Raw genomic sequence first — 24,523 nt, 5'->3', positions numbered from 1 at the left:
CGAATGGACAAATACACCCCCCGCACCTGGGAACCCCACGAACGTCCGAACCTGCCCGGTTCGCCGTCGACGCCGTTGCACCCGACCTACAAGCGCTGGCTGTTTGCGATGGTGGGTGTACTGGTGGCAATCACCGGTGGCCTGGGCAATGCGCTGGTGATCGCCAACCTGCAATACCTGCAGGGCGCCCTCGGTGCGACCACCGCCGAAATGGCCTGGCTGCCGGCCGCCTACGTGATGACCAACGTGTGCATGAACCTGCTGCTGGTGAAGTTCCGCCAGCAGTTTGGGCTAAGGGCGTTCACCGAGGTGTTTCTGGTGCTGTATGCGCTGGTGACCTTTGGGCACCTGTTCGTCAACGACCTCAGCTCGGCGATTGCTGTACGGGCGGCCCACGGGATGGTGGGCGCGGCGCTGAGTTCGCTGGGTCTGTACTACATGATCCAGGCGTTCCCGGCCAAGTGGCGCTTGAAATCCCTGGTGCTGGGGTTGGGCACGGCGCAGCTGGCGTTGCCCTTGGCGCGGTTGTTTTCCGAGGATTTGCTGCAAATCGCCGAATGGCGAGGCCTCTACCTGTTCGAGCTGGGCCTGGCGCTGATCTGCCTGGGCTGCGTGTTCCTGCTCAAATTACCGCCGGGGGACCGCTTCAAGACCTTCGAAAAACTCGACTTCCTCACCTTCGCACTCCTCGCGACCGGGGTCGCGTTGCTCTGTGCGGTGCTGTCCCTGGGCCGTATCGACTGGTGGCTGGAAGCGCCGTGGATCGGGGTTGCGTCGGCGTGTTCACTGGTGTTGATCATGGCCGGCCTGGCCATCGAGCATAACCGCAGCAACCCGATGTTGATGACCCGCTGGCTCGGCAGCGGCGTAATGATCCGCCTGGCACTGGCGGTGATCCTGATTCGCATGGTGTTGTCGGAGCAGTCCACCGGTGCCGTGGGGTTCATGCAGGTGCTGAACATGAGCTACGAGCAGATGCACACCCTTTATCTGGTGATGCTGGCCGGCGCGATTGCCGGGCTGGTGGTCAGCGCGCTGACGATCAACCCGGCGCACCTGCTGATGCCACTGGTGATTTCCCTGGCGCTGATGGCCACCGGGTCGGTGATGGACAGTTTTTCCAGCAACCTGACCCGCCCGCAAAACCTGTATGTCAGCCAGTTCCTGCTAGGCTTCGGCGGTACGTTCTTCCTCGGCCCGACCATGGTGCTGGGCACCAAGAACGTATTGGCCAACCCACGCAACCTGGTGAGTTTTTCGGTGATGTTCGGCATTTGCCAGAACCTCGGCGGCCTGATTGGCGCGGCGTTGCTAGGCACATTCCAGATTGTCCGGGAGAAGTTTCACTCGAGCATGATCGTGGAGCACCTGACCCTGATCGATCCCCGGGTTGCCGCGCGGGTCAGCAGCGGCGGGTCGGCCTACGGCGGTGTGATAGCCGACCCGCAATTGCGTAACCTCATGGGCATCCGCAGCCTGGCCACAGCGGCGACGCGCGAGGCGAACGTGATGGCCTATAACGATGTCTTCATGTTGATCGCGATCATCGCCATGTTGACCATGATCTGGATCTTCATTCGCAGTCTGTGGCTGATGAGCACCACGAAAGCAGCCACCCCTCCCGTTCAACCCAGCGGCGCACCTTCATGACCGAACCTTCCACCACGACCACCACCGCCATTGCTTCCACGCCCGAAGGCAGCACGCCGCCGGGGGCCGTACCCACCGAGCTGCGGCCGTTGCGGGTGCGGATCCTCTCGTCATTGGGCTTTGCCGCCATTGCCATCGTCGGCGTGTTGATCGTGCTCTACGCCTGGCAATTGCCGCCGTTCAGCAGCGCGGTGGAAACCACCGAAAACGCCCTGGTGCGCGGACAGGTCACGATCATCGGGCCGCAGTTGAGCGGTTATGTGTTCGAAGTACCGGTGCAGGACTTCCAGTTCGTGAAGACCGGCGACCTGCTGGTGCGCCTGGATGACCGCATCTACAAGCAGCGCCTGGACCAGGCCCTGGCGCAACTGGCAGTGCAGAAGGCTTCGCTGGCGAATGTGGTGCAGCAGCGCAACAGCGCCGAAGCCACGATCAAACTGCGTCAGGCGGCATTGGCCGACAGCCAGGCGCAAGCGCGCAAGAGCACCGCGGATTTACGCCGCAACGAAGAGCTGATCAGCGATGGCTCGGTGTCCAGGCGCGAGCTGGACGTGACCCGTGCCGCCAATGCACAGACCGTGGCGGCGGTGGCCCAGGCCCAGGCCAGCCTGGAGATCGCGCGGCAGGATCTGCAGACGGTGGTCGTCAATCGCGGTTCCCTGGAAGCCGCCGTGGCCAGCGCCGATGCAGCGGTGGAACTGGCGCGGATCGACTTGTCCAACACCCGCATCACCGCCCCCCGCGACGGCCAACTGGGGCAGATTGGCGTGCGCCTGGGGGCCTACGTCAATTCCGGCGCGCAGTTGATGGCGCTGGTGCCGCCGCAGCTGTGGGTGATCGCCAACATGAAGGAAACCCAGATGGACAATGTGCAGGTCGGCCAGCCGGTGACCTTCACCGTGGATGCCCTCAACCACCGCAAATTCCATGGCACGGTGCAGCACATTTCCCCGGCCACCGGTTCCGAGTTCAGCCTGTTGCAGGCCGATAACGCCACCGGCAACTTTGTGAAGATTGCGCAGCGGGTTCCGGTGCGCATTACCGTCGACCCCGACCAGGAGCAGAGTGAACGCCTGCGCCCGGGGTTGTCCGTGGTGGTGAGCATCGACACCGCGGGGCGACTGAAAAACAGCCCGCCCTGACACACCCGATTATCGCTGTGGGAGCGCTTAGTGGGCCATGATCATCGGCGGCAGCGTGCCAAGCAGGGAAACCGCTGCAACCGCTGCCACGCCCAGCAACCACTCCAGCATCACACTGGCCCTCAACGCCCCCGCGCGCTGATGGCAGCGTTCAATGCGCAAACGGTTGAGCAACGCCAGTGCCAGCATCCCCAGCACCAACAACACCTTGATCAACAGGATCAATGCAAACCCGTTGAACAACGGCGTGGGCCACAGTTGCCCGGTGAGCACGCGCACGTTGATCAAGCCGCTCGCCAGTAGCCCGGCGACCAGGCCATAACCGACGCTGCTGAAGCGCTTGAGGACCGGCTCCCATGCAGGGCCGTGCGGTTGGCGCAGGATCAGCACCAATAACATCAACCCACCCAGCCAGGCACCGACGCACATCAGGTGCACCACTTGGTTGAAAATCAGCAGTTGCCCGCTGAGTCCGTCAAGCATGGCACCATGGCCGACCGGTGCGAGGGTGGCCAGCAACAGCGCCGCCAGTGGCAGGCGCAGGGCGGGCCAAGGCTTGATCAGGGCGACCACCAGCAACAGGTTCAGCAACAGGTGCCAGGCCCACACTTGGCCAAAAAACGTCTTGCCCAGCACCAGCTGCACCGTGCCCGGTTGCAGCGCGGCGTCCCAACTGCCGGCCATGCTGGCGGTGATCAACAGTAGCCAGGCAATGCCCGACGCCAGCCCGGTCCAGGCCAGCCCACGGTTGATGCGCAGCAGGGCGCGGTCCAGTGCCGGTTGCTCAGCAGCACCCAGCAACCAGAGCCTGAATGCACAGGCCCCGAATATCAACAGCACTACGCTGAAATGCAGGAAGCGGCACAGCACCAGCAGGGTCGCCATGGATTACTGGCCGACCTTGAAGCTGTATTCACCGTTGCTCTTGTGGGTGTCTACCGACACGGCATTCCACACCACCTTGTAGTTGCCGGCGGCCAGTGGGGCTGCCGGGGTCACCACCAGGGTTTTCTTGTCGGCGTCCGGGGTTTCCAGGCCCTTGATGGCAATTTCGGTGCCGTCCTTGCTCAATGAGACTTTGGTGAAGGTGGCTTCGACGCCTTCGCTGAAGGTCAGGCGCAGGTCTGCCGGGGCGACGACGGTGCTGTCGGCGGCTGGCGCGGTGTTTTTGAGGTGGGCATGGGCAAAGGCTGCCGAAGCGCCCAGCAGGGAGGCGAGCAGGGCAACGGTGGAGAGGGTTTTCTTGATCAACATCGTTCAATACCAATCAATGGGCAGGAGCGGGCAGTGTACGAAGTTTCGGCTTAGCCTGTCGCCCCGATCTAGAGCGGGTGGTAGTCTTTGGGTTCTCTCCTTGTCAGGGAGCCCTCATGGGCAATCACAAGATTGGCATTCGTCGGGCCAACGTCGAAAAAATCCTGCTGGCGGCGGAGAAAATCTTCGCCGAAAAAGGCTATGGCAGTACCGCCATGGCCGATATCGCTGAAGAAGCGCAGCTGCCGCGCTCCAACCTGCATTACTACTTCACGACCAAGAGCGAGCTGTACAGCGCGGTGCTGTTCGACCTGCTGGAGTTGTGGAAACAGGACGCCCTGAGCTTCGAGACCTTCGATGATCCGCGCGTGGTACTCAGCAGCTACATCCGCGCCAAGATGCAACGCTCGCGTACGCGGCCCTATGGTTCGAAAGTCTGGGCCAACGAAATCATCCACGGCGCGCCCACCCTCGGTGAGGCGTTGGATGAAAGCCTGTACGACTGGGCCAAGATGAAAGAAGCGAAAATTCGCCAGTGGGTGGAAGACAAACGCATCCTGCCGGTGGAACCGTCGAGCCTGCTGTACATGATCTGGGCGTCGACCCAGCACTATGCGGATTTTGATCACCAGGTGAAAATCTTGAATGATCACCAGCCGTTGTCGGATAGGCAATTCGAGAAAGCGATACAGACGGTGACCAGTGTGATTTTGCGCGGGATTGGGTTGGAGCCTTGAGCTGTGTGGTGGGGCTTGGGGCCTCATCGGGGGCCAGCCCCCTCCCACAGTTGACCGCGTTTCTTCTGACAAAATGCGGTCCAATGTGGGAGGGGGCTTGCCCCCGATAGGGCCCTAAAGCGCTACACAGCTTCCCGATAAGGATTACGCGGATCCTGCGTCCAGTTCAAAAACGGCTTACCGGTATCCATCGGCACCATCTCGATGCAATCTGCCACCGGGCAGGTGATCTGGCACAGGTTGCAGCCTACGCACTCTTCATCGATCACTTCGTACTTGTGGGTGCCGTCCGCCAGTTTCAGGCTCTCGATGGCTTGGTGCGAAGTGTCTTCACAGGCGATGTGGCAACGTCCGCAACCGATGCAGGCCTCTTGATCGATCCTGGCAATCACCTGGTAGTTGATGTCCAGGTATTTCCAGTCCGTGGTATTGCCCACCGCCCGCCCGGAAAAATCCTGCAAGCTTTGGTAGCCCTGGCTGTCCATCCACCGCGACAGGCCGTCCTTCATCTCTTCGACGATGCGAAACCCGTGCAGCATCGCTGCGGTGCACACCTGCACGGCACCACAACCGAGGGCGACGAACTCCGCTGCGTCGCGCCAGTTGCCGATGCCGCCAATGCCGCAGATCGGCAGGCCCTGGGTCTGTGGGTCGCGGGCGATTTCGGCGACCATGTTCAGCGCGATCGGCTTGACCGCCGAACCGCAGTAGCCGCCGTGGGTACTTTGGGTACCGACCACCGGCAGGGCGACCATGCGCTCCAGGTCGACGCTGGTGATGGAGTTGATGGTGTTGATCAGCGACACCGCATCCGCGCCGCCGCGATAGGCCGCTCTGGCCGCCACGCGGATGTCGGTGATGTTCGGCGTGAGCTTGACGATCACCGGCAGCGAGCAGTACGTCTTGCACCAGCGCGTCACCTGTTCCACATACTCTGGCACCTGGCCCACCGCCGCGCCCATGCCGCGCTCAGGCATGCCGTGGGGGCAGCCGAAATTCAGCTCGATGCCATCGCAACCGGTGGCTTCCACCAACGGCAGGATGTTTTTCCAGGATTCCTCGACGCACGGCACCATCAGCGACACGATCAGTGCGCGATCGGGCCAATCCTTTTTGACCTGGGTGATTTCCCGCAGGTTGATCTCCAGGGAACGGTCGGTGATCAGCTCGATATTGTTGATGCCCAGCACTTCACGGTTGGCGCCGTAGTGCGCCGAGTAGCGTGACGACACGTTGACCGCCGCCGGGTCTTCGCCCAGGGTTTTCCACACCACGCCGCCCCAGCCGGCTTCGAAGGCGCGGACCACGTTGTAGGCCTTGTCGGTGGGCGGCGCGGAGGCCAGCCAGAATGGGTTGGGGGCCTTGATACCGGCGAATACAATCGAGAGATCGGCCATTACGCAGCCTCCACATTCAGCATGAGTTGGGCGTGCATGGCCTCGGCGGCCAGCTTGCCGTGTTGCACCGCCTGCACGGTGAGGTCCTGGCCGAGGCTGACGCAGTCGCCGCCGGCATACACGCCGGGAATGCTGGTGCGCAGCTGCTCGTCGACAAAAATGCGTTCGCCGACGCGGTGCAGTTGCTGGGCCAGTGGGTCGTGCAGCGCCTGGTTGTCGAAGCCTTGGCCGATGGCCTTGAAGATCGCATCGGCGGCCAGTTCGAAGGTCTCGCCGGTGGGGTGCAGGCGGCCGTTTTCCATGCGTGTGCGGGCGAAGCGCATGCCGCGCACATGGCCTTGATCATCGAGCAATACTTCGTCGGGTTGGGCCCAGGTCAGCAGGCGCACCTGGTTGGCCTTGGCGATGTCCTGCTCGTGGTGGGTGGCGCCCATGTCCGCCAAGCCGCGGCGGTACACAAGATTTACGTCGCGGGCCCCAAGGCGGGCCATTTGCACGGCCATGTCGATGGCGGTGTTGCCAGCGCCAAGGACGATGCAGCGGTCGGCCAGGGGCAGTTGGCTGAGGTCGTCGGCCTGGCGCAGTTCGCGAATGTAGTCGGTGGCGGCGAGCAGGCCGGGGGCGTCTTCGTAAGGCAGGCCGAGTTGCTTGCTTGCGGCCAGGCCGAGGCCAAGGAATACCGAGTCGAATTGCTGGTGCAGGTCGCTCAGGCTGAGGTTGTCCCCCAGACGCTGGCCGTGGCGGATCTCGATGCCGCCGATTTGCAGAAGGAAATCCAGCTCCTTCTGGGCGAAGTCGTCCACCAGCTTGTACTTGGCGATTCCGTACTCATTCAGCCCGCCGGCTTTTTCCCGTGCTTCGAAGATCACCACGTCGTGGCCGTGCAACGCGCTGCGATGGGCGCAGGCCAGGCCTGCCGGCCCGGCGCCGACCACGGCGATACGCTTGCCAGTGGGCGCGGCACGCTGGAAGGGGTGTTCAGTGAAGTGCGCATTGTCCACCGCGTAGCGTTGCAGCAGGCCAATCAGCACCGGCGCGCACTCTTCGGCGTTGTTACGCACGCAGGCCTGCTGGCAGAGGATCTCGGTGGGGCACACCCGGGCGCAGCTGCCGCCGAGGATGTTGGCCGAGAGGATTTTCTGCGCGGCGCCCTGCACATTCTCGGTGTGGATATTGCGGATGAACGACGGGATATCGATCTCGCTGGGGCACGCATTCACGCATGGCGCGTCGTAGCAATACAGGCAGCGCGAGGCTTCCAGTTGCGCCTGGCGGGCGTTGAGGGGCGGGGCCAGGTCGGTGAAGTGGCCGGCGAGCGTCGGTCCATCCTCAACGGGATGGGGGAGATGGGTCAGGGTCTGGATCACGGGTATGGCCTCACGGTTTTTTGATTGCCTCTGCGGGCATTTTGGTTGCCTGTTCTGGCCTCATCGGGGGCAAGCCCCCCCACATTTGAAATACATTCCAATGTGGGAGGGGGCTGCCCCCGATAGCGGTTTCAGCGCTTTACGGCAGTGGGCCTGGAATACTCAGCCCGCTTGCTCAACTGCTCGAACACCGGCGGATAGGCAGGCCGTTCCACGTACCGTCCGGCACCGCGTTCGGCGCGCAGGTCGCCATCGGCCCAGACCAGCTTGCCCTGGCTGATGGTGTGGCTCGGCACGCCGCGTACGGTCTTGCCTTCGAAGATGTTGAAGTCGACTTGCTGGTGGTGGGTCTTGGCGGAAATGGTCCGTGTACCCTGGGGATCCCACAGCACCAGGTCGGCATCGGCGCCGACGCGGATCGCGCCTTTGCGTGGGTAGAGGTTGAAGATCTTCGCGGTGTTGGTGGACGTCAGCGCGACAAACTCCTGCATCGACAGGCGCCCGGTGTTGACCCCTTCATCCCACAGCAGCGCCATGCGGTCTTCGATACCGGCGGTGCCGTTGGGGATCTTGCTGAAGTCGTCACGGCCGGCGGCTTTTTGCTCGGCGCAGAAACAGCAGTGGTCGGTGGCGGTGGTGTGCAGGTTGCCCGATTGCAGGCCGCGCCACAGCGCGTCCTGGTGACCGCGCGGGCGGAATGGCGGGCTCATCACGTAGCCGGCGGCGGTTTGCCAGTCGGGGTGCTGGTAGACGCTGTCGTCCAGCAGCAGGTGGCCGGCGAGGACTTCGCCGTACACCGGCTGGCCCTTGGCACGGGCGTAGGTGATTTCGTCGAGCGCCTCCTGGGTGGAGACGTGCACCAGGTACAGCGGTGTGCCGATGGTCTCGGCGATGCGGATCGCCCGGCTGGCCGCTTCGCCTTCGACCTGGGACGGCCGCGACAAGGGGTGCGCTTCCGGCCCGGTGATGCCCTGGGCCATCAGCTTGCGTTGCAGGTGATACACCAGCTCGCCGTTTTCCGCATGCACGGTGGGCACTGCGCCCAGCTCGAGGCAGCGCTCGAAGCTGGCGACCAGGGTGTCGTCGGCCGCCATGATCGCGTTCTTGTAGGCCATGAAGTGCTTGAAGCTGTTGATGCCGTGGTGGCTGACCAATTCGGCCATTTCCTCGCGGACCTGTTCGCTCCACCAGGTGATTGCCACGTGAAAGCCGTAGTCGGCGGCGGACTTTTCCGCCCAGCCGCGCCACTGGTGAAAGGCTTCCAGCAGGGATTGCTGCGGGTTGGGAATCACGAAGTCGATGATCGACGTGGTGCCCCCTGCCAGGCCCGCTGCCGTGCCGCTGAAAAAGTCTTCACTGGCCACGGTGCCCATGAAGGGCAATTGCATATGGGTATGGGGATCGATGCCGCCGGGCATCAGGTACTGGCCACTGCCATCGAGTATTTCAGTACCGGCGGGAATATCCAGAGTCGTGCCAATGGCGCGAATCAGACCGCCCGCACATAAAACATCGGCGCGGTAACTTTCATCATGGGTAATAACGGTGGCGCCACGGATCAACAGCGACATGTCGAGTTCCTCACAGGCTTGACCGGCTTGTGCCAGTTCTAAGTGTTGTCATGCTGCTTACCAATGATCGGTTAATTCCTGTCATTGGTGACAGGAATAGAAACTAGCCCGAGTTTTTCAATTGAGCAAGCCTATTTTTCATAAGCTTATATCTCGTTTAACCTATTGTTTTTAAACGATAAAAATCAATAGTCACCAAAATGAAGCGGCCTCTCACCCTTTTGACGCACTTGACAGGTTCGTGATTTGAGCGACATTTCCTATTGCAAATCAGACGGTTGTAACGTGCCACTTGACGAGGCCGGTAAATAAAAATAATTGTGGTGCACCAGATTGAGTCCTGACAGTTCGGGCAACTTTCATGCGGTTTAGCCTGAGCCGTGTGGGAACTTGCACAGGTCCAATCGGAAAGCTGATTAACATCAGCCAGTTATATAAGCGGTGCGGGTTCAGGGGCAGTGGTCGGCACGATTATTGAGTGCACTGGCGGCTGGTCGGGCCCGTGATGTCATGTTGTTCACGAGGTACTCCGGCCATCCGGCGCAATGCACTGGATGAGCAACAATAATTCGAAAAAACCGTGGAGCGGCCATGCAACAGAACAGATCGCAAGTCATAGAGCGCAACGGCCTGTACGAACTCGACGCCGGTCCCGACGTCCTCGACAGCCCGCGCTACAACCACGACATGGCACCGACCAAGGTGCACGAACGAACCTGGAACAAGTGGCACATCACTGCGCTGTGGGTCGGCATGTCGATCTGCGTGCCCACCTACACGCTGGGCGGGGTGCTGACCGCGTACTTCGGGTTGTCGGTGGGGGAGGCGCTGATGGCGATCCTGCTGGCCAATATCGTGGTGCTGATCCCGCTGACCCTCAACGCCTTTCCGGGGACCAAGTACGGCATTCCGTTTCCCGTGCTGTTGCGTTCGTCGTTCGGCATCCTGGGCTCCAACGTGCCCTGTTTGATCCGGGCGCTGGTTGCGTGCGGCTGGTTTGGTATCCAGACGATGTTTGGCGGGCTGGCGATTCACCTGTTCCTGGGCTCGGTGTTCGAGGGCTGGAAGTCCCTTGGCGGTACCGGTGAAGTGATCGGCTTCATGATCTTCTGGGTGCTCAACCTGTGGGTGGTGCTGCGCGGGGCCGAGTCGATCAAGTTGCTGGAAACCCTGTCGGCGCCGTTGCTGGTGGCGGTCGGGATTGGCCTGCTGGTGTGGGCCATGCCCAATGTGTCCATCAGCGAGTTGATGGCGATCCCGCCCAAACGCCCCGAGGGTGCGAACCTGACGGGTTACTTCATGGCGGGCCTGACGGCGATGGTGGGGTTCTGGGCGACGTTGTCGCTGAACATTCCTGACTTCAGCCGCTACGCCAAAAGCCAGAAGGACCAGATATTGGGGCAGATTTTCGGCCTGCCGTTGACCATGTTCCTGTTCGCCGCCCTCGGCGTGATCATGACCGCTGCGTCGGTGAAACTGGTGGGCGTAAGCGTCTCCGACCCGGTGACGTTGATCGGTCATATCCAGAGCCCGGTGTGGGTGGCCATTGCGATGGCGCTGATCATCATCGCGACGCTGTCCACCAATACGGCGGCGAACATTGTCTCGCCCACCAACGACTTCCAGAACATCGCACCGAAGCTCATCAACCGCACCACGGCGGTGATCCTCACCGGGTTGGTGGGGCTCGCGCTGATGGGCCACGAGCTGTTGAAGAAGCTCGGGCTGATTGTTTCCGATGTGAGCCTGGAGACGGTGTATTCCAACTGGCTGTTGGGTTATTCGAGCCTGCTGGGGCCGATTGCCGGGATCATGGTGGTGGACTACTTCATCACCCGCAAACAGCGTCTGGACCTGGCCGGCCTGTACCGCGACGACGTGTACCCGGCGTGGAACTGGAGTGGTTTTATCGCGTTCGGCGTGCCGGTTGCGCTGACCCTGCTGTCCCTGGGCAGCGATGCGTTCAGCTGGTTCTACAGCTATGGCTGGTTTACCGGGTCGGCGCTGGGCGGGTTGTTGTACTACGGCCTTAACGCCAAGCGCGGGATCAGCCCTGTTACCGCCAAATCCTCGTTGTAAACCCAATCCAACCGTTGATTGAGTCAACGCATAAAAATGTAGCCTGAGGAGATCCCCATGAACGCTGCCCTCGACGTTCTGCAATCCACCCATCAGCACATCAACCGCGACCGTTTGTGGCAGTCCCTCATGGACCTTGCCCGGCTCGGCGCCACCCCCAAGGGCGGCGTATGTCGCCTGGCCCTCACCGACCTGGACCGCAAGGCCCGCGACCTGTTCGTGCAGTGGTGTGAAGAGGCCGGCTGTACGGTGACCGTCGATGGCATCGGCAACATCTTCGCCCGCCGTGCGGGGCGTAATCCCAACCTGCCGCCAGTGATGACCGGCAGCCACATCGACACCCAGCCCACCGGTGGCAAGTTCGACGGCTGCTTCGGTGTGCTGGCCGGCGTGGAAGTGCTGCGTACCCTCAACGACCTCAAGGTGGAAACCGAAGCACCGCTGGAAGTGGTGGTGTGGACCAACGAAGAAGGCTCGCGCTTTCCACCGTGCATGATGGGTTCGGGGGTGTTTGCCGAGAAGTTCACGCTGGCCGATACCCTGGCCAAGGTGGATGCGGAGGGCATCTCCGTCGAGGAAGCCCTGAACGCGATCGGTTATGCCGGCACGCGTGCGGAAAGCGGGCACAAGGTCGGTGCGTATTTCGAAGCGCATATCGAACAGGGGCCGATTCTGGAAGACGAGAAAAAGACCATCGGCGTGGTGCTCGGCGCCTTGGGGCAAAAGTGGTTTGACCTGAAACTTCGCGGCGTTGAGGCGCATGCGGGTCCGACGCCGATGCATCTGCGCAAGGATGCGTTAGTGGGTGCAGCGGCCGTTGTTGCCGCAGTGAATGCGGCGGCGCTGGGGCATCAGCCCCATGCCTGTGGCACGGTGGGTTGCCTGCAGGCGTATCCCGGTTCGCGCAATGTGATCCCGGGCGAAGTGCGCATGACCCTGGATTTTCGTCACCTGGAACCGGCGCGGTTGGACTCGATGATTGCCCAGGTGCGCAAGGTGATCGACGAGACCTGTGCCAAGCACGGCTTGAGTTTTGAGATGGAACCCACGGCAGACTTCCCGCCGTTGTACTTCGATAAAGGCTGCGTAGATGCCGTGCGCGATGCGGCAAACGGGTTGGGCTTGTCGAACATGGACATCGTCAGCGGGGCAGGGCACGACGCGATCTTCGTCGCTGAGCTTGGCCCGGCGGGGATGATCTTTGTGCCGTGTGAAGGTGGTATCAGCCACAACGAAATCGAGAACGCCGCGCCGGATGACCTGGCGGCGGGGTGTGCGGTGTTGCTCAGGGCAATGGTGGCCGCCTCAGCCGCCATCGCCAGCGGCAAACTCGCTGCCTGAAAGCAGTGTGTCAGCCAACCCTGAATGAACTGACACACCGCCATCGGGGGCAAGCCCCCTCCCACAGTGGATTTGCGGTGTTCATACAATGTATGTCTGGCGCAGATTCAGTGTGGGAGGGGGCTTGCCCCCGATAGCGGCGGGCCAGTTGATGTATGCGTAACTGACACACCACAATCGAGAGCAAGCACCCTGCCTCATTTGAACGGTGTAACACGTTATATCCAGATGGCATCCCATAGCGGGTAATCGCCCATCCGCTTCACCAGTCCCGCACGCAGTGGATTGGCCACCACATAGCGGGCCATCTTGACTAAGTCATCTTCCTTGCGCAGTGCACGGTCGTGAAAACCTTCTTGCCATAACCTTCCCTTGCGTCCACTTGCGCCGTTTACGTTGCGTGTACTCTTGGATTTCACGTGCCGCATGAGGTCCGCCAGGGAGCCCCTTTTCAGCTCAATAATCCAATGAAAATGATCCGGCATGACCACCCAGGCCAGCGAGTTCGCCAGCCCTTGATACTGAGCCAGTCGAAACTGCCAGACCACCAGCCGAGCGAGGTAGAAGTCTTTAAAGATGGGCGTGCGCTCGTGAGTAGTAGTGGTGATGAGATAGATGCGGTTGGGCTCGCTGAAGCGTCCGATGCGCAGGCGGTGTGACGCAGGTAGATCTGCCATTCCCTGGCCCTCTCGAGGTGTGTTTTGAGAGGCTAGATTGAAGAGTACGAGTTCGATGGGCAGGCGTTTGGCAGGATGTGTCTGGGCGGGCGCCATCGGGGGCAAGCCCCCTCCCACAGTGCATTTGCGGTGTTCATACAATGTATGTCTGGCGCAGATTCAGTGTGGGAGGGGGCCTGCCCCCGATAGCGGCGGGCCAGTTGATGTGTGCGTAACTGATACACCACAATCGAGAGCAAGCACCCTGCCTCATTTGAACGGTGTAACACGTTATATCCAGATGGCATCCCATAGCGGGTAATCGCCCATCCGCTTCACCAGTCCCGCACGCAATGGATTGGCCACCACATAGCGGGCCATCTTGACCAAGTCATCTTCCTTACGCAGTGCACGCTCGTGAAAACCTTCTTGCCATAACCTTCCCTTGCGTCCACTTGCGCCGTTTACGTTGCGTGTACTCTTGGATTTCACGTGCCGCATGAGGTCCGCCAGGGAGCCCCTTTTCAGCTCAATAATCCAATGAAAATGATCCGGCATGACCACCCAGGCCAGCGAGTTCGCCAGCCCCTGATACTGAGCCAGTCGAAACTGCCAGACCACCAGCCGAGCGAGGTAAAAGTCTTTAAAGATGGGCGTGCGCTCGTGAGTAGTAGTGGTGATGAGACATCTGCGGTTGGGCTCGCTGAAGCGTCCGATGCGCAGGCGGTGTGACGCAGGTAGATCTGCCATTCCCTGGCCCTCTCGAGGTGTGTTTTGAGAGGCTAGATTGAGGAGTACGAGTTCGATGGGCAGGCGTTTGGCAGGATGTGTCTGGGCGGGCGCCATCGGGGGCAAGCCCCCTCCCACCTTGGATTTGCGGTGTTCATACAATGTATGTCTGGCGCAGATTCAGTGTGGGAGGGGGCCTGCCCCCGATAGCGGTGTGTCAGTCCCACAGGTTACAGCTAAGTACCTGGTTGCCAGCCGCCTCCCAGCGCTGTGACCAGTCCCACGCTGGCCTGCAATTGCCGGGTCTGCACCGCTTGCAACGTTCTCTGTGCCTGCAGTGTTGCTGTTTGCGCAGTCACCACATCCAGGTAACTCACCGCCCCCGCCTGATAGCTGTTCATCGCCAGCGCCTGGGTGTGTTGCGCGGCATCCGCCGCCGCTTGCTCATCCTGGGCTTGCTGCTGCAAATCCCGCAGTTGCCCCAGGTTGTCTTCGACTTCGCGGATGGCGTTCAGCACCTGGCTGCGGTACTGCGCCGAGGCTTGGTCGAATTCGGCCTTGGCCTGACGCTCATTGGCACTCAGGCGTCCGCCGTCGAAGATCGGCAAGTTGACCAACGGCCCCAGCGCCCAATAGCGATTGCTCGCCGTCAGCAAGTTGCCGACCCCTTGGGTCTGCCCGCCCATCAAGCCGGTCAAGCTGAAATCGGGGTACCACGCGGCCTTGGCCACGCCGATACTGGCATTGGCGGCAAATACCCGTCGCTCTGCCGCCGCGATATCCGGGCGCCGTTGCAGCAAGTGGCTTGGCAGCTGCGCGGGAATCACCGGCAACGAGATCAGCTGCTGGCTCGGTGGCAATGAAAAATCACTGGCCGCAACGCCCACCAGCTCACCGATAGCATGTTCCGTGAGGTTGCGTTGACCGCGGACTTCATCCCATTGCGCCTTGGCTTCTGCGAGCTGGTTTTGCGCGCGGGTCAGGTCCAGCTCTGAAGCAATCTGGCCTTCGTAGCGGCTGCGGGTCAGTTGCAGCGCCTGGCCGAAATCCTCCAGCGATCGGCTTAGAATCCGCGCCTGCGCGTCCAGCCCGTTGAGCTGCACATACAAGGTCGCCAATTGATGTTGCAGGCTCAGCCGCGCCACCGCCAAATCATCGGCGGATGCTTGCACCTGGGCATCGCCGGCGGCGACCTGGTTGCGGATCTTGCCCCACAGGTCCAGGTCGTAGCTCAGCGAAAACCCTGCGCTGTTGCTGTTATAGATCGACGGCTGCGTGTTCCCGCGCAGCGGCCGTGAGTCTGATTGGCGCTGGCGCAGCGTCTGCGCGCTGGCGCTGATGTGCGGGAACAACCCGGCGTGCAGTTGGCTGGCATACGCCTGGGACGCGTCGAAGTGGGCCAGTGCCGCCGCCAGGTCAGGGTTGGCCTGGAGCAGTTGCTGTTGCAGCGCGCTCAGGCGCGCGTCCCGGTAGAGCGTCCACCAGTCGGACGCCAATGCGTCGGACGGTTGCGCGCTGTGCCAGGGGCCGTCGCGGGTCTGCTCGCGATAACCGGCGGGCAGGTCAACCGTGGGCACCTTGTAGGTGGGTGCCATCGAACAACCCTGCAACGCCAGCAACAGCAACGCGGCGATAGGTTTAAGCCTTGGGCGCATGGGCACCTCCGGAAACATCGGCCAGTTGCACCGAATCACCTTCACGCAGGGCATCGGGCGGGTTGTCGATCACGCGGTCAGCGGCCTTCAAGCCCTGGTCGATCACTAACCGTTCGCCCAGGTCCAAGCCAATGTGGATGCGCTGCAGGTGCACATGGTTGCCCCCATCGAGCACCGCGACCTGGGTGCCCTGCGCACGGAAGATCAACGCGCTGGCCGGAATACTCACACCGTGAGTATCAGCCGGAATCGCGAAGGTGGCTTCTGCGTAATCACCGGGCATCAACTCGCCTTTGGGGTTGTCGGCGACAAACTGCGCCAGCAGGGTGCCGGAGCGGCGGTCGATGGCCGTGGAGTCGCCGATCAGACGCGCCTTGAAGTGCTCGCCGGGATGCTCGGGCACCGTCAATTCGGCGTCGAGGCCGGGGTGGATGACGGCCGCGTAGTTCTGTGGCACCGGCACATACAGGCGCAGCTGGTGGGTGTCGGCGATGCTGAACAATTCAGGATCGCTGTCGGTGTCGGCCTTGATCAACTGGCCGATATCGGTGTTGCGTGCGGTGATGGTACCGGCGAACGGCGCGCGAAGGGTCTTGTAGCTTTCCAGCGCCGACAGCCGCGCATAGTCGGCAGCAGCGGCCTCGGCGTTGGCCTTGGCAGCGGCGGCGTTGGAGGTTTTTTCATCGGCCTCCTGGCGCGACACGGAATGGCTGGCCAGCAGGTTCTGCCAGCGCGTGGCCGTGGTCTCGGCCAGGCGCGCATTGGCCTGTTCCTGCACCTGTCGGGCGTGGGTTTGCGCCAGTTGCTGGTCCAGGTCCGGGCTGTCGATTTCGGCCAGGGCCTGCCCGGCTTTGACCTGCGCGCCGATATCGGCTTTCCAGTCTTTCAAGTAGCCGCTCACTCGCGCGTGGATCGCCGCGTTGCTCCAGGCTTCCAGGTGCGCGGGCAAGCGCAGGGTGTCGCCGACAGCATTTTGCTGGGGCTGAAACACCCTTACCTGGGGAATGGCGGCGGTCTCGGTCCAGGCCGTGACGGCTCGTTCATGCAAAGTACGGGCGTGCAGGCCGCTGGCGACCAGCAGGGCAGCCAACGTCAGGCCGCCCATCCCCATGAGCATCAGGCGTTTGCGCGAGGGTTTTTGATCAGACGACATGTGGGGTTTCTCCTGCAACTGCGCGAATAGGCTGGCGACCGTGGACCAGGCTGAAGACCACGGGGACAAATATGAGGGTGGCCAGGGTGGCGAAGATCAGGCCGCCAATCACCGCCCGACCCAACGGGGCGTTCTGTTCTGCGGACAGGGCCAGCGGCAACATGCCGATGATCATCGCCAGGGCGGTCATGCACACGGGGCGAAAGCGCGTGTAACCGGCTTCCAGCGCGGCCTTGAGCGCATCGCCATGTTCGGCCAGGCGTTCGCGGCAGAAGCTCACCACCAGGATCGAGTTGGCAGTGGCCACGCCCATGCACAGGATCGCACCGGTCAGCGCCGGCACCGACAGCGAGGTACCGCTGAGGAACAGCATCCAGACGATGCCCGCCAGCGCCGCCGGCAACGCGGTGATGATCACGAACGGGTCGACCCAGGACTGGAAGTTGACCACGATCAGCAGGTAGATCAGCACCACCGCACCGAGCAGGCCGTAGCTCAATCCGCTGAAGGCTTCGTGCAACGCATCGATCTGCCCGTGCAGGCTGATGGTCGCGCCTTTGGGGCGCATCGACGCGGTGTCATCCAGTACTTTTTGCACGTCGCGGGCCACGCCACCGAGGTCGCGGCCCTGCACGTTGGCGTAGAGGTCCAGGGTCGGCTGAATGTTGTAGTGAGTCACCACCGCCGGGCTCTGCACGCGGGAGATAGTCGCTACGCCGCCGAGGATCTGCGACTGGCCGTTGGCGCCGGTCACCGGCAAGGCTTCCAGTGACGGCAGGCTGTCGAGACGGTATTGCGGCGTCGCTGCAACGATGGAGTAGGACACGCCGTTGGCTGGGTTGAGCCAGAACGTTGGCGCCGTCTGCGAGCTGCCGGCCAGGGAGGCAACCATGCTGCTGGTGACGTCGCGCTCGGTGATGCCCAGGCCATTGGCGCGCAGGCGGTCGACATTCACTTGCAGCGACGGGTAGCCGGTGGACTGCTGGATACGCAGGTCGGCAATTCCCGGCACGTGTTGCAGGCGACGTTCGAGCTCCACCGCGTAGGCTCGGTTTTCCTCGTCGTTGCGCCCGGAGATTTTCACGTCCAGCGGGGCCGGAGCGCCGAAGTTGAGGATCTGGCTGCTGATGTCCGCCGGCAGAAATGCGAAATGGCTGCCGGGAAAATTTTGTGGCAACGCTTCACGCAGTTTTTTCACATAGTCGGCAGTCGGTGCATGGTCCTTTTTCAGGGTGACCTGGATGTCGCCATCCTGCGGGCCGATGGTGCCGCTGCTGCTGTAGGCCATGTCGATGCCGCTGAGCGGGATGCCGATATTGTCGACGATAGTGTCCAGTTCTTCGGCCGGAATCACTTCGCGAATCCGCGCTTCGATGCGGTCAAAGGCGGCAGCGCTTTCCTCAATGCGCGTGCCCAATGGCAAGCGTACATGCAGGGCCAGGGCACCGGCGTCGGTGGCGGGGAAGAAGTCCTCGCCGAGGCTTGGCAGCAGCAGGAACGAGGCCAGCACGCAGGCGAGGAAACCGATGATGAAGCGCTTGCGGTTGCCCAGCGCCAACGTCAGCAGGCCGTGATAGGCGTCGCGGACAGTCGAGAAATGCCGCTCGAAACCCTGCTGGAAATTCACTACCCCTTGCAGCACCGCATTGCGCTGTTTCTGATGGTGCTCGCCCTCGTGATGATTGATGAAGTCATCTTCCGGGTGATGCCCCACGCCGGGCTCTGGCGTGTGTGGCTTGAGCAGGAACATCGCCAGGGTCGGCACCAGGGTACGCGAAAGCACGAAAGAGCTGGCCATGGCGAAGATCACCGCCAGGGCCATCGGCCGGAACAGGTAGCCGGCGATGCCTTGCAGCAGGAACATGGGGACGAACACGATGCAGATACACAGCAGCGAAACGAACGCCGGGCCGACGATCTGCGCGGCGCCGTCGAGGATCGCGGCCTTGACCGACTTGCCCTGCTCAAGGTGCCAGTTGATGTTTTCGATGGTCACCGTGGCGTCGTCCACCAAAATTCCCACCGCCAGCGCGAGCCCGCCCAGGGTCATGACGTTGAGGGTTTGGCCGCTGACTGCAAGCAGCGCAATGGCCGACAGCACTGCCAAGGGAATCGAGGCGGCAATGATCAGCGTGGAGCGCCAACTGCCGAGGAACAGCAGGATCATCGCACTGGTCAGCAGCGCGGCAATGATGCCTTCCTGGGCGACGCTGCCCACCGATTGCTTGACGAACACCGAGGCGTCCCCCAGCAATGAGGTCTTCAGCGACGGCGGCAGCGTTTCATTGATGCGCGGCAGCATCTGGCGGATGCCGTCGATGATCGACAGGGTGGAGATGCTGCCGTTTTTCAGCGCCGGCATCAGCACGGCGCGGTGGCCGTCGACGCGCACGATATTGGTCTGCGGTGGCGAACCGTCCCGGACGTGGGCGACCTGGCCGATGGTGATCAGCGCGCCGTCGACGGTCTTGATCGGCAAGTCGTTGAGCTCATCGATGGCCTTGGGGCTGTTGTTGAGCAGGATCGTGTATTCGTTGGGCCCCAGCTTGGCGGTGCCTACCGGGATGATCTGGTTTTGCAGGGCCAGCGCGTTGCCGACGTCCTGCGCGGAGAGGCCCTTGGCGGCCAGCGCTTGCGGGTCTAGATCCAAGGTAATCTGGCGCTGCTTGCCACCCATGGGCGTGGGCATGGCCAGGCCGGGCAGGGCGCTCAGGGGCAGGCGAATGTTGTTCTGCACCAGATCGCGGATCCTCGCCTCCGAGAGGCTCGGGCTGGAAAACGCCATCTGCAGGATCGGCACGGTTGACGCGCTGTAGTTGAGGATCAGCGGTGGCGTGATGCCCGGTGGCATTTGCTTGAGTACGGTCTGTGAAACGGCCGTGACCTGGGCGTTGGCGGTTCGAATGTCGACGCCGGGCTGGAAGAAGATCTTGACGATACCCATGCCCGGCAACGATTGGGATTCGATGTGTTCGATGTCGTTGACGGTGGTGCTCAGGGAGCGCTCATAGGTGTAGATCACCCGGCCGGCCATGGCGTCCGGCGATAGGCCGTTGTACTGCCAGACCACGGCCACCACGGGGATGCCGATGTCGGGGAATACGTCGGTGGGGGTTCGCAGGGCCGCCATCGGCCCGATGATGCAGATGAATAGGGCCAACACGATAAACGTGTATGGCTTTTGCAGTGCGGTCTTTACCAGCCCGAGCATGCGTGAACCTCCGGGGGAGCAGGATTGCAAACCCCGGCAGTCTTGCCCGACCCACCTAACACGCACCTTTCAGCCAAGTGAAGGAAGATTTAGGTAAGGGCTGAAGATCGTTTCACTGGGATTCATTTGTTCTGCGCGGGGCGCCTGCTCAAGCTTGTCGCCATCGGACGCCTTCGTCCCGCCTCTGGAGCCCTGCCATGTCACTTAAACCCCTGTTGTTGATTCCCGCCCTTGGTGCTGTGCTGTTGTTGTCGGCGTGCGCCGGCCCCATGCCCAAGGCGGACCCGAGCGAGGCTTGGATTGGCTTGAAGGAAGACGCGCCGAATGACCTGATGGCCGAGCGCGTGGATGGCAAGCGTGTGGACGACGGCCGCTTTTTTGAGGTGACACCAGGGAATCATCGTTTGGACGTGACCCTGTTCGAGGAGGAGCCCGGCGACGAAAACCAGGAGGATTGCCAGGGCCGCGTCGAATACAAGCACTTCAAGGCGGGTGAGCACTACACGCTGGTGGAATCCAGCCTGGGCAGCACCGTGCGCGCATCCCTGAGGGATGGCCACGGCAAGGAAGTGGCGGCCACGCAGGACTTCGATTGCCTGCCAGGCTAGGCGTGATGCACCGCAGCCTTATGGGGCTTGGCGGGTTTGACCTGTGGGGGGTGGTGCCGGCGAGTAATGCGCAGCACCCCCCACAACATGGCGCCGGCCACCGCCAGCCAACCGCAGACCAACATTAAAATCGTCGTTGCAAGGCTCATTCGGGCCTCCTATCGCCCCGCACGGGGCACACACACTCTTCTCAATGGACAGTCTAGCTATCTAGCGGTTGCCTGCTATTGACCAATGGTCGTGTCTGTCCAACTTCTTTGCTCTATCCGCGACCTTTACTAAGCCTGCAGGCTATACCCGCGTGGCAGAGCGTCCTATGATCAGGGCCCTTACCGGCAGTTGATCAAGAGAGTAGAAAATTGCGGTTACGGTCGAACCTGAAAACATCCCTGTTTCTCGCGTGTGCCCTGGGCCTTGCGGCGTGCTCCTCCACCCCGTCGAGACTGGCGGGCCTGCCGGAACGCGTCGAACTCAACGGCGTGCCGACCTTTCGCAGCGAGGCCTATCAGAGCGGTCCTACAGCGTTAGCCAGCATGCTGTCGCAACAAGGCATTGTCATGACACCGGGCTTGTTGGATAAGCCACTGCATTTGCCGGGCGGTGAGGCGAACCTGGAGCGCAACATGCAGGTGCTGGCCCGGGAGTACGGGCTGATGGTGTATCCGCTGGATACCAAGCTGACTGCGGTGCTGGCACAAGTGGCGGCGGGCTATCCGGTGATGGCGCGGATCGGCGGCGGGATGCTGTCTGAGGCGCATTATGTGGTGGTCGTGGGGTTCAATCAGCAGAAAAGCACCGTGTTGCTGCGTTCGGGCATGAACCGCCGGTTGCTGATGAGCTTCAGCGATTTTGAGTCGAAGTGGGAGAAGGCGGGGCACTGGGCGATCCTGACCCAGCGGCCGAGCCAGTTGCCGGCGAATGTGAACGCACAGCGTTGGCGGGACTCGGCTAACGCGACGGCCCAGGCCGGGCAGGAGCGGGCGGCGGCGCAGGCGCTCAAGGTACTGGCAGAAACAAAGTAAATCAGCGCGCCGCCAATCCTATGTGGGAGCGGGCAAGCCCGCGCCCACATTTTTTCAGCGGCGTACTTCTGCCGCATTCGGGCGGTTCTTCAAGTTCTTGTCGGCCTTGTAGCGCAGCGCCACATCCGGCACCGAACCGCTCTTGCCGGTCTCGACCCAGCTGCGGATGCGACTGGCGTCGGCGAAGTGCGTGAATTTGCCGAATGCGTCCAGGATCACCAGCGACACTGGGCGGTTACCCATGCTCGTCACCAGCACCAGGCAGTGGCCAGCCTGGTTGGTGAAACCGGTCTTGGTCAGCTTGATGTCCCAATTGGCGCGGTTGATCAAGTGGTCGGTGTTGGAGAAGCCCAAGGTGTAGTTGGGCTTGCGGAACGACACAGTCTTTTCCTTGGTGGTGCTCAGTTGGCTGAGCATCGGGTAATGACGCGCAGCCGCCAGCAGCTTGCTCAGGTCGCGGGCAGTGGACACGTTATGGATCGACAGGCCGGTTGGCTCTACGTAGTGGGTACTGGTCATGCCCAGCGCCTTGGCCTTGGCGTTCATCGCCGCAATGAATGCCGGGTAGCCGCCTGGATAGTGATGAGCCAGGCTGGCGGCTGCGCGGTTTTCCGAGGACATCAGCGCGATCAGCAGCATCTCTTTGCGCGGCATCTCGCTGCCGATTTTCACCCGGGAGAACACGCCTTTCATTTCGGGCGTGTCCTTGATGTTGATGTCGATGTATTCGTCCATGTTCTGCTTGGCGTCCAGCACGATCAGGCCGGTCATCAGTTTGCTCACCGAAGCAATGGGCACCACCACATCGGGGTTGCTGGCATAAATGACTTTGTTGGTTTGCAGGTCTACCAGCATGGCGCTGCCAGAGGCGATTTGCAGCTTGGAGACGTCACGCGGGGCCAGGGTGGTTTCGGCAGCGTGCGCGAAGGTGCCTGTGAACGCAAAAAACAGGCTGACAATAGAGAGACGAATTTTCACGCGGATGAACTCGCTAAAAAGTAAGGAAATACCGTTGTGCAACGGGCTTTGATACAAATGCCGTTACATTTTAGGAGTATGGATTAGAAACTGTCGAATGTTCTTCTGGAACCAGACGAAAGTGCTTAAAAACTAAGAAAAACCTGATTTATTTCGGGCAATAAAAAGCCCTGCGCTAAGGCAGGGCTTTTTCAGTACGCCTGGTTATTACGCGTGCAATGTTTCGGCGGCGTACAGGGTATTTTCCAGCAGGCAGGCGCGTGTCATCGGGCCTACGCCGCCCGGTACCGGGGTGATCCAGCCGGCGCGGGGCAGGGCGGTCTCGTAGACAACGTCGCCCACCAGCTTGCCGTCCTCCTGGCGGTTGATGCCCACGTCAATGACGATGGCGCCTTCCTTGATCCACTCGCCCTTGACCAGGCCTGGCTTGCCGGCGGCCACTACCACCAGGTCCGCGCGGCCGACGTGGCCGGCGAGGTCCTTGGTGAAACGGTGGGTCACGGTCACGGTGCAGCCGGCCAGCAGCAGTTCCATGGCCATCGGGCGACCGACGATGTTGGACGCGCCGACAACCACGGCATCAAGGCCGTACAGGTCGATACCGGTGCTTTCCAGCAGGGTCATGATGCCTTTCGGCGTGCATGGGCGCAGCAGCGGGATACGCTGGGCCAGACGGCCGACGTTATAAGGGTGGAAACCGTCGACGTCTTTGTCCGGGCGGATGCGCTCCAGCAATTTGGAGGCGTCCAGATGCTCGGGCAACGGCAGTTGCAGGAGGATACCGTCGATGGCCGGGTCGTCGTTGAGGCCGTCGATCAGGTCGGTGAGGGCCTGTTGGGTGGTCTCGGAAGGCAAGTCGTAGGCCTTGGAAATAAAGCCGACCTCTTCACAGTCTTTACGCTTGTGCGAGACATAAACCTGAGAGGCAGGATCGCTGCCGACCAGAATCACCGCGAGGCCAGGCGTGCGCAGGCCTTGCTGGCTGCGCTCGGTGACTCGTTTGGCGATCTGCTGGCGCAGGCTGGCGGCGATTGATTTGCCGTCGATAAGTTGTGCAGTCATTACGCGTGATTAACCATCGAGAGGGGGAAGAAAAGTGCACGCATTCTCGCACGCCACGCCGTGAGGGCAAAGGCGCTTGGTCTGCAAATTGCCCTAACCCCTTAAATAAAATGAATTTTTTGCAAAAAAGATTTGACGGGTTTCGAGGGCGTCTATACTATTCGTCGCACTTGTCGGGCACAGCCTAGCACTGGTTAAGAAGGTCGAGCAGAATAGATGGTTGTTCTGCATGGCTGGAAGCACTTAGTTTGTAATCCTCCAAGAGTACAGATTAATCAGGCGCCCGTAGCTCAGCTGGATAGAGCATCCGCCTTCTAAGCGGATGGTCGCAGGTTCGAGTCCTGCCGGGTGCGCCATTTAAGGCAGCTTTGGCACAAGTAGCGCTATATGGTGGGCGTAGCTCAGTTGGTAGAGCACGGGATTGTGACTCCCGTTGTCGAGGGTTCGATCCCCTTCGTCCACCCCATATTCTGAAAAGGCGCCAGATTAATCGTCTGGCGCCTTTGCTTTAAGAGCTTCAAGCGCGGATGTGGTGGAATTGGTAGACACACTGGATTTAGGTTCCAGCGCCGCGAGGCGTAAGAGTTCGAGTCTCTTCATCCGCACCAATTTCAAGGCGTCGCCCTACCGTCAGGTAAGGTGAGGTTCAACAAAGAAGATGTTTGAGTTCTTTGTTAATGCAATATGGTGGGCGTAGCTCAGTTGGTAGAGCACGGGATTGTGACTCCCGTTGTCGAGGGTTCGATCCCCTTCGTCCACCCCATATTCGAAAGGCGCCAGATTTAACAGTCTGGCGCCTTTTTTGGTTTTAGCGGTTCAGATTTTCAGCGGCTGCAGCCAATGGGTCGCAAGGGCAGGGCGCTTCATCGAATTTTTGTGTCTCGATGATGCTGCGCCGCCTGCCGGTCCTG

20 protein-coding genes and 4 tRNA genes are annotated in these 24,523 nt (G+C 61.5%); 11 read left to right on the top strand and 13 right to left on the bottom strand.

Annotation, left to right across the window (positions count from 1 at the left end; all coding sequences use genetic code 11):
- The first annotated feature begins 3 nt into the window (after positions 1-3).
- Positions 4-1,650: an MFS transporter gene (locus CQ041_RS11250; RefSeq protein ID WP_105522669.1), complete on the top strand. Its 1,647-nt coding sequence runs from the start codon at positions 4-6 to the stop codon at positions 1,648-1,650.
- Positions 1,647-2,792: an HlyD family secretion protein gene (locus CQ041_RS11245; RefSeq protein WP_105522670.1), complete on the top strand. Its 1,146-nt coding sequence runs from the start codon at positions 1,647-1,649 to the stop codon at positions 2,790-2,792. Before CQ041_RS11250 ends, CQ041_RS11245 begins: the two co-directional genes overlap by 4 nt.
- Positions 2,793-2,819: 27 nt before the next feature.
- Here the strand turns inward: CQ041_RS11245 and copD are convergent, their stop codons facing one another.
- Both copD and copC read right to left on the bottom strand, forming a co-directional pair.
- A complete protein-coding gene (gene copD, locus CQ041_RS11240) occupies positions 2,820-3,677 on the bottom strand; it encodes a copper homeostasis membrane protein CopD (protein WP_105522671.1) in 858 nt (285 codons plus the stop codon).
- 3 nt (positions 3,678-3,680) lie between these two features.
- Positions 3,681-4,046 carry a copper homeostasis periplasmic binding protein CopC gene (gene copC / locus CQ041_RS11235; protein ID WP_105522672.1) on the bottom strand — a complete coding sequence of 122 codons (366 nt, stop codon included), beginning with the start codon at positions 4,044-4,046 and terminating at the stop codon, positions 3,681-3,683.
- 116 nt (positions 4,047-4,162) lie between these two features.
- Between copC and CQ041_RS11230 the strand changes: the two genes are divergently transcribed.
- A complete protein-coding gene (locus CQ041_RS11230; protein ID WP_105522673.1) occupies positions 4,163-4,783 on the top strand; it encodes a TetR/AcrR family transcriptional regulator in 621 nt (206 codons plus the stop codon).
- Between the two features lie 122 nt (positions 4,784-4,905).
- On the opposite strand, the gene preA is transcribed toward CQ041_RS11230, so the two are convergent.
- The 3 genes from preA to hydA form a co-directional block, all read right to left on the bottom strand.
- Complete coding sequence (gene preA, locus CQ041_RS11225) at positions 4,906-6,180, bottom strand: NAD-dependent dihydropyrimidine dehydrogenase subunit PreA (RefSeq protein ID WP_105522674.1); 1,275 nt, start codon at positions 6,178-6,180, stop codon at positions 4,906-4,908.
- Positions 6,180-7,547 (bottom strand): NAD(P)-dependent oxidoreductase, encoded by a 1,368-nt coding sequence (locus CQ041_RS11220; RefSeq protein WP_105522675.1) that lies wholly within the window; start codon positions 7,545-7,547, stop codon positions 6,180-6,182. The genes preA and CQ041_RS11220 overlap by 1 nt, the downstream gene beginning before the upstream one ends.
- Positions 7,548-7,678: 131 nt before the next feature.
- The gene (hydA, locus tag CQ041_RS11215; protein WP_105522676.1) at positions 7,679-9,118 is read right to left on the bottom strand and encodes a dihydropyrimidinase; all 1,440 of its coding nucleotides are present in this window, start codon (positions 9,116-9,118) and stop codon (positions 7,679-7,681) included.
- A gap of 591 nt (positions 9,119-9,709) precedes the next feature.
- On the opposite strand from hydA, the gene CQ041_RS11210 reads away from it, so the two are divergent.
- Both CQ041_RS11210 and CQ041_RS11205 read left to right on the top strand, forming a co-directional pair.
- Entirely contained in the window at positions 9,710-11,197 is a 1,488-nt protein-coding gene (locus CQ041_RS11210; RefSeq protein ID WP_105522677.1) for an NCS1 family nucleobase:cation symporter-1, read from the top strand.
- A gap of 57 nt (positions 11,198-11,254) precedes the next feature.
- Positions 11,255-12,538, top strand: coding sequence for a Zn-dependent hydrolase (locus CQ041_RS11205; RefSeq protein ID WP_105522678.1), 1,284 nt, complete (start codon positions 11,255-11,257; stop codon positions 12,536-12,538).
- A 218-nt stretch (positions 12,539-12,756) separates the two neighbouring features.
- On the opposite strand, the gene CQ041_RS11200 is transcribed toward CQ041_RS11205, so the two are convergent.
- The 5 genes from CQ041_RS11200 to CQ041_RS11180 form a co-directional block, all read right to left on the bottom strand.
- Complete coding sequence (locus tag CQ041_RS11200) at positions 12,757-13,215, bottom strand: transposase (RefSeq protein WP_105522924.1); 459 nt, start codon at positions 13,213-13,215, stop codon at positions 12,757-12,759.
- A 270-nt stretch (positions 13,216-13,485) separates the two neighbouring features.
- Positions 13,486-13,944 (bottom strand): transposase, encoded by a 459-nt coding sequence (locus CQ041_RS11195; RefSeq protein ID WP_105522925.1) that lies wholly within the window; start codon positions 13,942-13,944, stop codon positions 13,486-13,488.
- A 215-nt stretch (positions 13,945-14,159) separates the two neighbouring features.
- Positions 14,160-15,578, bottom strand: coding sequence for an efflux transporter outer membrane subunit (locus tag CQ041_RS11190; protein WP_105522679.1), 1,419 nt, complete (start codon positions 15,576-15,578; stop codon positions 14,160-14,162).
- Entirely contained in the window at positions 15,562-16,731 is a 1,170-nt protein-coding gene (locus CQ041_RS11185; RefSeq protein ID WP_105522680.1) for an efflux RND transporter periplasmic adaptor subunit, read from the bottom strand. The genes CQ041_RS11190 and CQ041_RS11185 overlap by 17 nt, the downstream gene beginning before the upstream one ends.
- Complete coding sequence (locus CQ041_RS11180; protein WP_105522681.1) at positions 16,721-19,942, bottom strand: efflux RND transporter permease subunit; 3,222 nt, start codon at positions 19,940-19,942, stop codon at positions 16,721-16,723. Before CQ041_RS11180 ends, CQ041_RS11185 begins: the two co-directional genes overlap by 11 nt.
- Positions 19,943-20,139: 197 nt before the next feature.
- Between CQ041_RS11180 and CQ041_RS11175 the strand changes: the two genes are divergently transcribed.
- Positions 20,140-20,550, top strand: a complete 411-nt coding sequence (locus CQ041_RS11175; protein WP_105522682.1) for a hypothetical protein — start codon at positions 20,140-20,142, stop codon at positions 20,548-20,550.
- Here CQ041_RS11175 and CQ041_RS26395 read toward each other — a convergent pair.
- Entirely contained in the window at positions 20,547-20,699 is a 153-nt protein-coding gene (locus tag CQ041_RS26395) for a hypothetical protein (RefSeq protein WP_163006956.1), read from the bottom strand. The genes CQ041_RS11175 and CQ041_RS26395 overlap by 4 nt on opposite strands.
- A gap of 210 nt (positions 20,700-20,909) precedes the next feature.
- On the opposite strand from CQ041_RS26395, the gene CQ041_RS11170 reads away from it, so the two are divergent.
- Positions 20,910-21,572, top strand: coding sequence for a C39 family peptidase (locus CQ041_RS11170; RefSeq protein ID WP_105522683.1), 663 nt, complete (start codon positions 20,910-20,912; stop codon positions 21,570-21,572).
- Positions 21,573-21,626: 54 nt separating this feature from the next.
- Here CQ041_RS11170 and pbpG read toward each other — a convergent pair whose 3' ends face one another.
- Together pbpG and folD are read right to left on the bottom strand one after the other, a co-directional pair.
- Complete coding sequence (gene pbpG / locus CQ041_RS11165) at positions 21,627-22,550, bottom strand: D-alanyl-D-alanine endopeptidase (protein ID WP_105522926.1); 924 nt, start codon at positions 22,548-22,550, stop codon at positions 21,627-21,629.
- 207 nt (positions 22,551-22,757) lie between these two features.
- On the bottom strand, positions 22,758-23,612 hold the full coding sequence (gene folD, locus CQ041_RS11160; RefSeq protein WP_105522684.1) for a bifunctional methylenetetrahydrofolate dehydrogenase/methenyltetrahydrofolate cyclohydrolase FolD: 855 nt from the start codon (positions 23,610-23,612) through the stop codon (positions 22,758-22,760).
- 279 nt (positions 23,613-23,891) lie between these two features.
- Between folD and CQ041_RS11155 the strand changes: the two genes are divergently transcribed.
- The 4 genes from CQ041_RS11155 to CQ041_RS11140 all read left to right on the top strand — a co-directional run bounded on the left by CQ041_RS11155 (position 23,892) and on the right by CQ041_RS11140 (position 24,375).
- A tRNA-Arg gene (locus CQ041_RS11155) sits at positions 23,892-23,968 on the top strand.
- A gap of 34 nt (positions 23,969-24,002) precedes the next feature.
- Positions 24,003-24,078: transfer RNA gene (locus tag CQ041_RS11150), tRNA-His, on the top strand.
- Positions 24,079-24,135: 57 nt separating this feature from the next.
- Positions 24,136-24,220: transfer RNA gene (locus CQ041_RS11145), tRNA-Leu, on the top strand.
- A gap of 79 nt (positions 24,221-24,299) precedes the next feature.
- Positions 24,300-24,375: transfer RNA gene (locus CQ041_RS11140), tRNA-His, on the top strand.
- Positions 24,376-24,523: the final 148 nt, after the last annotated feature.

Source organism: Pseudomonas sp. MYb60 (genome assembly GCF_002979555.1).
GTDB lineage: Bacteria > Pseudomonadota > Gammaproteobacteria > Pseudomonadales > Pseudomonadaceae > Aquipseudomonas.
Note: the sequence above shows the minus strand (reverse complement) of the source record. Positions and strands in the feature narration are given on the sequence as shown.